Origin of the sequence: Microbacterium oxydans (assembly GCF_000956525.1) — a bacterium.
GTDB classification, from domain to species: domain Bacteria; phylum Actinomycetota; class Actinomycetes; order Actinomycetales; family Microbacteriaceae; genus Microbacterium; species Microbacterium oxydans_A.
This window is the reverse complement of the sequence record NZ_JYIW01000004.1, coordinates 1-7,978: the sequence shown is the minus strand read 5'-3', so window position 1 is coordinate 7,978 and position 7,978 is coordinate 1. Positions and strand designations below refer to the sequence as shown.

The 7,978-nt window shown below is 69.7% G+C and carries 7 protein-coding genes and 1 rRNA gene; 3 read left to right on the top strand and 5 right to left on the bottom strand.

What is annotated here, in order from left to right; all coding sequences use genetic code 11:
- Positions 1-86, top strand: a 5S ribosomal RNA gene (rrf, locus tag RS83_RS18130); the annotation flags it as partial.
- 125 nt (positions 87-211) lie between these two features.
- On the opposite strand, the gene RS83_RS00075 is transcribed toward rrf, so the two are convergent.
- From RS83_RS00075 to RS83_RS00055, 5 genes are all read right to left on the bottom strand, one after another.
- On the bottom strand, positions 212-1,141 hold the full coding sequence (locus RS83_RS00075) for a sensor histidine kinase (protein ID WP_045277457.1): 930 nt from the start codon (positions 1,139-1,141) through the stop codon (positions 212-214).
- Positions 1,138-1,863 carry a response regulator transcription factor gene (locus tag RS83_RS00070; protein WP_045277456.1) on the bottom strand — a complete coding sequence of 242 codons (726 nt, stop codon included), beginning with the start codon at positions 1,861-1,863 and terminating at the stop codon, positions 1,138-1,140. Before RS83_RS00070 ends, RS83_RS00075 begins: the two co-directional genes overlap by 4 nt.
- Complete coding sequence (locus RS83_RS00065; RefSeq protein WP_197072023.1) at positions 1,863-2,399, bottom strand: DUF3060 domain-containing protein; 537 nt, start codon at positions 2,397-2,399, stop codon at positions 1,863-1,865. The genes RS83_RS00070 and RS83_RS00065 overlap by 1 nt, the downstream gene beginning before the upstream one ends.
- 18 nt (positions 2,400-2,417) lie before the next feature.
- Positions 2,418-3,626, bottom strand: coding sequence for an OmpA family protein (locus RS83_RS00060; protein ID WP_045277454.1), 1,209 nt, complete (start codon positions 3,624-3,626; stop codon positions 2,418-2,420).
- A gap of 68 nt (positions 3,627-3,694) precedes the next feature.
- Positions 3,695-4,477 carry an IclR family transcriptional regulator gene (locus RS83_RS00055; protein WP_045277458.1) on the bottom strand — a complete coding sequence of 261 codons (783 nt, stop codon included), beginning with the start codon at positions 4,475-4,477 and terminating at the stop codon, positions 3,695-3,697.
- Positions 4,478-4,535: 58 nt separating this feature from the next.
- On the opposite strand from RS83_RS00055, the gene hutH reads away from it, so the two are divergent.
- Together hutH and hutU are read left to right on the top strand one after the other, a co-directional pair.
- On the top strand, positions 4,536-6,116 hold the full coding sequence (gene hutH / locus RS83_RS00050) for a histidine ammonia-lyase (RefSeq protein ID WP_045277453.1): 1,581 nt from the start codon (positions 4,536-4,538) through the stop codon (positions 6,114-6,116).
- On the top strand, positions 6,109-7,773 hold the full coding sequence (gene hutU, locus RS83_RS00045) for a urocanate hydratase (RefSeq protein WP_045277452.1): 1,665 nt from the start codon (positions 6,109-6,111) through the stop codon (positions 7,771-7,773). Before hutH ends, hutU begins: the two co-directional genes overlap by 8 nt.
- Positions 7,774-7,978: the final 205 nt, after the last annotated feature.

The following is a 7,978-nucleotide window of genomic DNA, read 5'->3' as shown; positions in this document are numbered from 1 at the left end:
GTTACATTCCGAACCCGGAAGCTAAGCCTCACAGCGCCGATGGTACTGCAGGGGGGACCCTGTGGGAGAGTAGGACACCGCCGGACTCCTTTTAAGCAAATGGCCACCCATCGATGGGTGGCCATTTCGCGTTAACGCAGAAGTGCGTACGAAACATGAAGAAGAGCCATCCCTCGCGGGGTGGCTCTTCTGCATTAACGCGCCGTTCGCGTCAGCGGCGTATCGGCAGACGCAGCGTGAGAACCGTGCCGGCGCCCTCGGCGGAACGGATGGACACGTCGCCGCCGTGGCGCCGCATGATCGTGGCGACAAGGGTGAGCCCGATGCCGGAGCCGGTCACATCCCGTGCATTCTGGGCGCGCGCGAGCTCGTCGAAGACCGTCGGCAGGTCGGCGGCAGGAATGCCCCGTCCCGCATCCGCGATGTCGATCACGGCCCAGCCGTCCTGTTCCCGGAGGCGGACCTCGATCGGTCCGTGCGCGGAATACTTCGCGGCGTTCGCCAGGACGTTGTCGATTGCCAGAGACAGCAGGTCGAGATCTGCGGTGAGCGGGGGCACAGGCCACGGAACTCGAGTGACGGCCAAGCTCATCCGCGCCCCGGCGGCAGGGTTCTGGATCGACAGTGCGGCCATCGCCTCGGTGAGCAGCTGCTCCAGATCGACGACCTCGAGGTCCAGCGCCCGCGTCTCGAGTTCTGCCAGCTTGCGGAGATCACGGACCAGCGCGCTCAACTTGGTCGCCTGTGTATCGATGACGCGCCATTCGTCGAGTGCGGAGTCGCTCTGCGCTGCCGCCGCGGTGGCACGAATGGCGGTGAGCGGGTTCTTCAGCTCATGATCCAACCGCGAGAGGAATCGCTGATGATTCGCTCGCTCCTGCTGCGTCGCCTGCGCGGCGGCATCGGCGACAGCGGCCTGCACTCGGGCGCTTTCGCGTCGTCTCTGGCGGTGAACGACGAGCATGAACGCCGGAACGGCGGAGACGAGGGCACCCGCGATGAGCACGGCCCCGGGCAGCGCGAGGTCGATGGCCAGGACGCGTGGGTCGCCCGCCGCTGTCATGGCGGCCGCGGCGATCGCGCAGAGCCCGATCGGTGCCGCTGAGGCGACTCCGAGTGCCACGCCCCTCCGGTCGCTCATGCGCTGACCACCCGTGGCACGAAGAGGTACCCCAGGCTCTGCGCGGTCTCGATGATCCGTGCGTCTCCGGCCGAATCGCCGAGGACCCGGCGGAGCTCGGCGATCCGGTGATCGACGGCGCGGCTCGATGAGGCGAAATCGAAACCCCACAGCGCCGAGAGGAGCCGCTCACGGGAGTGGACCTCCTGCGGGTGCAGCATCAGGTATTCGAGAAGCGTGAGCGCCTTGGGCGTGAGGGTGATCTCGGTGTCACCTCGCCACACGCGGCGGGCGGTGCGATCGACCGTGATGTCCAGAGCCCGCAGGCGTTGAGAGGCCTGGAGGGACCCAGCGCCCTGTGAGCTCCGACGCAGCACGGCCCGGATCCGGGAGATCAGCTCGTGCGGATCGAAGGGCTTGTTCAGGTAGTCGTCGGCACCTTCGTCGAGGGCGGCACTGCGTTCCCACGACTCACCGACCTGCGTCAGAAGGATGATGGGAAGCCAGAGCTGCCTACCCCGGATGCGGCGGACGAACTCCCGCCCGTCGATATGGGGCATGATCACGTCGCACACCACCAGGTCGGGAACCGCGCGCTCCACCTCGGCGAGACCTGCTCGCCCGTCTTCGGCGACGCGCACGTCGAACCCGCTGCGTCCGAGGAACGCGGCCAGAGCGCCGGTGATCGCCTCGTCGTCGTCGACGAGCAGGATGTGCGGGCGTTCCGTCTGCTCCGTGATCATCAGCCCCGCCCGAGGGAGTTGGCGCTTCCGCTGTCTTCCAGGATCGGCGTCGCGCCGGACCAGTACACCTGATTTGCACTTCCGGAGACGGTCGCCGTGCCGATGGCCCCGGCGTACACCACGCTGCCGGAGCCGCGGAGCAGCAGTTCCTCGACATCGTCGGCGATCACGACGCCCGCATCGATGTCGATCACCAGCTCGGCGCAGGGGCCCTCGACGCGGATGATCGCGCCATCCTCGTCGAGTGGACCGCGGGGGCAGGTCATGGTGGTCGTGGCTGCGGCGATGAGCCGCTCGCGCTCGGCCGCGTTCGGTGCAGAGAGTTCCGGTGATTCCGCGTCTGCGTCGCCCGGCTCTTCGCTCGGAGTGGTGCGGGGTGTGGCCTCGTGCGGCGGAGTGGGCGCGGCATCCTGCGATGGGGATGAGGCGCGGTCGTCCGCCGTGGGGTCGATGATGCTGACCGTGCATCCGGTGAGCATCAGGGCAGAGATGACCAGGGAAGTGATCGTGACCGGATGACGGCGTGCAGCGCGCATGTCATCCATCCTCTCGTGTCAGAAGGTCGCGGGGATGAAGATCTCGACGCGGCGGTTGAGCTGTCGCCCCGCGGGGTTGTCGACGCCGTCGATCTCGTTCGCGGCGACCGGACGGGATTCACCGAAGCCCTCGGCGGTCAGCGCGGTGCGGACACCGCGGTCCTCGAGGCCGTCGACGACCGCATCCGCGCGATCCTCCGACAGCGACTGGTTCTCGGCATCCGAGCCGATGGCATCCGTGTGACCCGACACCGAGGCTTCTGCGACATCGAGCCGGCTGAGCACGTCGGCCACGGCATCCAGGGTTGCGGCGGCATCGTCACGGATGTCGCTCCTGTTGAAGTCGAACAGCACGCCGTCCTCGAAGGTGAGGGTCGTGCCGCAGGACTCCAGCGGAGCGAGGGTGCCCAGCGGCGGGAACACCCCGAGCGTCGGGACGACCGGCAGCGGCTCCGCGTCGACCCGCTCGCCGTTGACCTGCGCGGTGCCATCGCCGAAGTTCTGGATCGTGATGTCGCGGCTGGTGTAGGTGCCGGATCCGTCGCCGAAGTTCTGGATGGTCACGGCTCCCGCGTCATAGTTGCCCGATCCGTCGCCGAAGTTCTGGATGGTCACGGCGCCGTCGGTGTAGTTGCCGGATCCGTCGCCGAAGATCTGCACGGTCTTGGACCCGTCGGTGTAGTTGCCCGACCCGTCGCCGAAGTTCTGGATCGTGACCTCGCCATCCGTGTAGTTGCCGGATCCGTCGCCGAAGTTCTGGATCGTCACGCCGTTGATCGTCGAGGTGCCGGATCCGTCGCCGAAGTTCTGCACGGTCCCGTCGGGGCCGGTGAAGGTGCCGGACCCGTCGCCGTACAGCAGCGCGGTGCCGTTGCCGGAGATCACGCTTCCGTCGGCGTCGCAGTGCGCAGGAGTCGCGGTGACCCCGGGAATGTCGGCCAGCGCGTCATTGACCTCGATCGCGAACGCGGCTGCAGAGGAGTCCAGCAGCGACAGGTCAGGCAGCACGAACAGCGGAACCGGAGGGAACTGTCCGACGTCGTAGCCGGGCACCGTGGCAGCGGTGGACGCCGGCGCATCCGGCAAGGTCGGGACGGCGGTCGGCTTCGGGGCTTCTGTCGGCGTCGCTGCGCAGCCGGTCACGACCAGGGAGGCCAGGAGTCCGAGGGTGATGCCTCGACGGCGACGGCGGGAGGCAGACGAGGCGATGCGTGCGGCGGTGGTCATGGATCGAGCGTATCCAGCCGATGTGGCGAGCGTGTCGCGGAGTTGTCGCAAGCCTGCGACAACTCCGCTCACCGCTTCACTCGGGACTCCAGCACCCCGGCCGCCTCGATCACGGCGTCCGCGAGCACACGCTCCTCGAGTCCCTCATCGGCCCAGGTGACCGCTACCGCCGCGACCGGCCAGCCGGCATGGTCGCGCACCACGGCACCGACCGAGCGGAGACCGTCCGCCACCTCGCTGTCTTCGACCGCGTATCCGCGTGCACGCACCTCCCTCAGGAGATCACGCAGTTCGGTGGGCCGCCGCGGACCCAGTCCGGTGCGGTCGGGAAAGGCCGAGGCGCTCGGGTACAGCGCGCGCACCTGCTCGCGGGGGAGCGCGGCCAGCATCGCCCGACCGCTGGCGGTGAGGTGTGCGGGCAGCCGCACTCCGACATCCGTCACCAGGGCGGGCCGCCGGGGCGCGCGCTCCTCGACGATGTAGAGCACGTCGCCGCCGCTCATGACGGCGAGATGGGCGCTCTCGCCCAGGCGGTCGGACAGCGCGGCGATCAGCCGCCGCCCGAGTCGGGCGAGTGGCTGTTGGCGCGTATAGCCGCCGGCGAGCTCGAAGGCCGAGGTGCCCAGGCCCCACCGCTGCTCCTCGCGGAAGTGCAGCACGAAGCCGTGCGCCGACAGCGTGGTGAGCAGGTGATAGACCGTGGAGCGCGGCAGGTCGAGCTCGCGCGCGATCGCCGATGCGGCCACCGGAGCCGGCCGCCCGGCCAGGTAGCTGAGGATGCGCAGCGTGTTCTCGGCCGCCGGCACCTGCGGTTCGCCGCTGCGCGAGGTGCCCGCACTGTCTGGTATCACAGACACAGGATGTCATGATCCGCTGTCGCCGTCGACACGGCGGGTGTGGAATCAGAACATGACTGATCTTGCCCCTGTTCTCGTCGGTGCGGCGCCCCTCGCGCCCGCAGATGTCGTCGCCGTCGCACGGCTGGGCGCGCCGGTCGTCATCGACCCCGCCGCTCTCGCCCGTGTCGCCGAGACCCGCAGCGTGATCGACGGTCTCGCCGCCGACCCGCATCCGCACTACGGCGTCTCCACCGGCTTCGGTGCGCTCGCGACCACCTTCATCGCCCCGGACCGCCGCCTGCAGCTGCAGGCCAGCCTGATCCGTTCGCACGCGGCCGGTACCGGTCCGGAGATCGAGCGCGAGGTCACGCGGGGACTGCAGCTGCTCCGCCTGCAGACACTCACCTCCGGGCGCACCGGCGTGCGGCCCGTCGTCGTCGAGACCTACGCCGCGATGCTGAACGCCGGCATCACTCCGATCGTGCGCGAGTACGGCTCACTCGGATGCTCCGGTGACCTCGCGCCTCTCGCCCACATCGCCCTCGCGGCGATGGGCGAAGGGGATGTCCGTGTGCTTCGACAGGCTCAGCAGCCCAGCACGGCGGCTCAGCAGCCCAGCTCGGAGGTGATGCCTGCCGCCGACGCCCTGGCTGCCGCCGGCATCGAGCCGCTCACGCTCGTCGAGAAGGAGGGCCTCGCCCTCATCAACGGCACCGACGGGATGCTGGGCACACTGGTGCTCGCGCTGCACGACCTGCAGGAGCTGCTCCTCACGGCCGACATCGCCGCGGCAATGTCGATCGAGTCGCAGCTCGGCACGGATGCCGTGTTCGCGGCCGACCTGATGGCGCTGCGTCCGCAGACCGGGCAGACGGAGTCTGCGGCGAACCTGCGTGCGTTCCTCGGCGACTCCCCGATGGTCGCCAGCCACAAGGGCCCGGACGACGGCCGCGTGCAGGACGCGTATTCGCTGCGCTGCTCGCCGCAGGTGCACGGCGCCGCGCGCGACACCATGGCCCATGCCGCCATGATCGCCGGACGCGAGCTCGCGAGCGTGATCGACAACCCGGTGATCACCCTCGACGGCCGCATCGAGTCCAATGGCAACTTCCACGGTGCGCCCGTGGCCGCCGTGCTCGACTTCCTCGCGATCTCGGTCGCGGATGTCGCCTCGGTGTCGGAGCGCCGCACCGACCGCGCCCTCGACCCCGCGCGCAGCCACGGGCTCCCGCCGTTCCTCGCCGATGAGGTGGGCGTCGACTCCGGACTCATGATCGCGCAGTACGCCTCCGCCGGAATCGTCTCGGAGCTCAAGCGCCTCGCCGTGCCGGCATCCGTCGACTCGATCCCGTCGTCGGCGATGCAGGAGGATCACGTCTCGATGGGGTGGGCGGCTGCCCGCAAGCTCCGCCGCGCGATCGACGGCCTCGGCCGCGTGCTCGCGATCGAGATCCTCACCGGTGCGCGCGCCCTCGATCTGCGCGCCCCGCTGCAGGCCGGACCCGCCACCGGCGCCGTGCGCGACCTCGTCCGTACCGTGGCCGCAGGCCCCGGCCCTGACCGCTTCCTCTCGCCCGAGATGGAAGCCGTCGCAGAACTCGTCCAGTCGGGCGCCGTCGCCCGCATCGCAAAGGAGCACACCCATGGCTGAGTCCCCCGCATCCGGTCCTCGCGTCGTCCGCGCGGCGCGCGGCAACCAGCGCACCGCCAAGAGCTGGGGTGCCGAGGCCGCCAAGCGCATGCTCATGAACAACCTCGACCCCGAGGTCGCCGAGCACCCCGAAGACCTGGTCGTCTATGGCGGCACGGGCAAGGCCGCCCGCAACTGGGAGGCGTACGACGCGATCGTGCGCACGCTCGATGAGCTCGAGCCGGACGAGACCCTGCTGGTGCAGTCCGGCAAGCCGGTCGGGGTGTTCCGCACGCACGACTGGGCGCCGCGGGTGCTGATCGCCAACTCGAACCTCGTCGGCGACTGGGCGACGTGGCCCGAGTTCCGCAAGCTCGAAGAGCTCGGCCTCATCATGTACGGCCAGATGACCGCGGGCTCCTGGATCTACATCGGCACCCAGGGCATCCTGCAGGGCACGTACGAGACGTTCGCCGCTGTCGCCCGTTCGCTCGGACGCGACTCCTTGCGCGGCACCCTCACCCTCACCGGCGGTGCCGGCGGGATGGGCGGGGCGCAGCCGCTCGCGGTGACCCTCAACGACGGCGTGGTGCTCATCGTCGACGTCGACGAGTCGCGCCTGGCCCGTCGCGTCGAGCACGGCTACCTCGACGAGTACACGACCGATCTCGACGCGGCGGTCGCCCGGGTCGTCGCCGCGAAGGAGGCCGGCGAGGCGCTCTCGGTCGGCGTCGTCGGCAACGCCGCCGAGCTGTTCCCCGAGCTGCTGCGCCGCGGCGTGCCGATCGACATCGTGACCGACCAGACCAGCGCACACGACCCGCTCGCGTACCTCCCGGTCGGCATCAGCGTGGCCGACTGGAGGAGCGGCGCCGAGCGCGACCCGGAGGAGTTCACCCGCCGCGCCCGCGAATCCATGGCTGCGCACGTCGCCGCGATGGTGGCGTTCCAGGATGCCGGCGCCGCGGTGTTCGACTACGGCAACTCGATCCGTCGTGAGGCGGAGCTCGGCGGCTTCGACCGCGCCTTCGAGTTCCCCGGCTTCGTGCCGGCGTACATCCGTCCGCAGTTCGAAGAGGGTCGTGGGCCGTTCCGCTGGGCCGCGCTGTCGGGCGATCCCGAGGACATCTACAAGACCGACCGGGCGATCGCCGAGCTGTTCCCCGAGGATGCCGCGCTGCACCGCTGGCTGCAGAAGGCCGGCGAGAAGGTGCACTTCGAGGGCTTGCCGGCGCGCATCTGCTGGCTCGGCTACAAGGAACGCCACCTCGCCGGGCTCAAGTTCAACGAGATGGTCGCGTCGGGCGAGCTCGCGGCGCCGATCGTGATCGGCCGCGACCACCTCGACTCCGGCTCGGTGGCATCGCCGTACCGTGAGACCGAGGCCATGAAGGACGGCTCGGATGCGATCGCCGACTGGCCCCTGCTGAATGCGCTGCTGAACACGGCGTCCGGAGCATCCTGGGTCTCGCTGCATCACGGAGGCGGCGTCGGCATCGGCCGATCCATCCACGCCGGGCAGGTCACGGTCGCGGACGGCACCGAGCTCGCGGCGCAGAAGCTCGAACGCGTGCTCACGAACGACCCGGGCACAGGTGTCATGCGGCACGTGGATGCCGGGTACGAGCACGCACGCGACATCGCTCGCGAGCGCGGCCTGAACGTTCCGATGCTCTGAGACACTCGACCGAGGCGACTGATGCCGAGAGGTCAGAACACGCCGCGCGCCCTGCGAAGGCTGCGGCGCGTTCTGACCTCTCAGCGAGAGGAGATGCGATGACGACGCTCACGCTCATCACGAATATCGGCGAGCTGACCACGAACGGCGGCCCTTCGACAAGCTCAGGGACCCAGGGTGGGAGCTCGGGGAGCCAGGGGGGGAG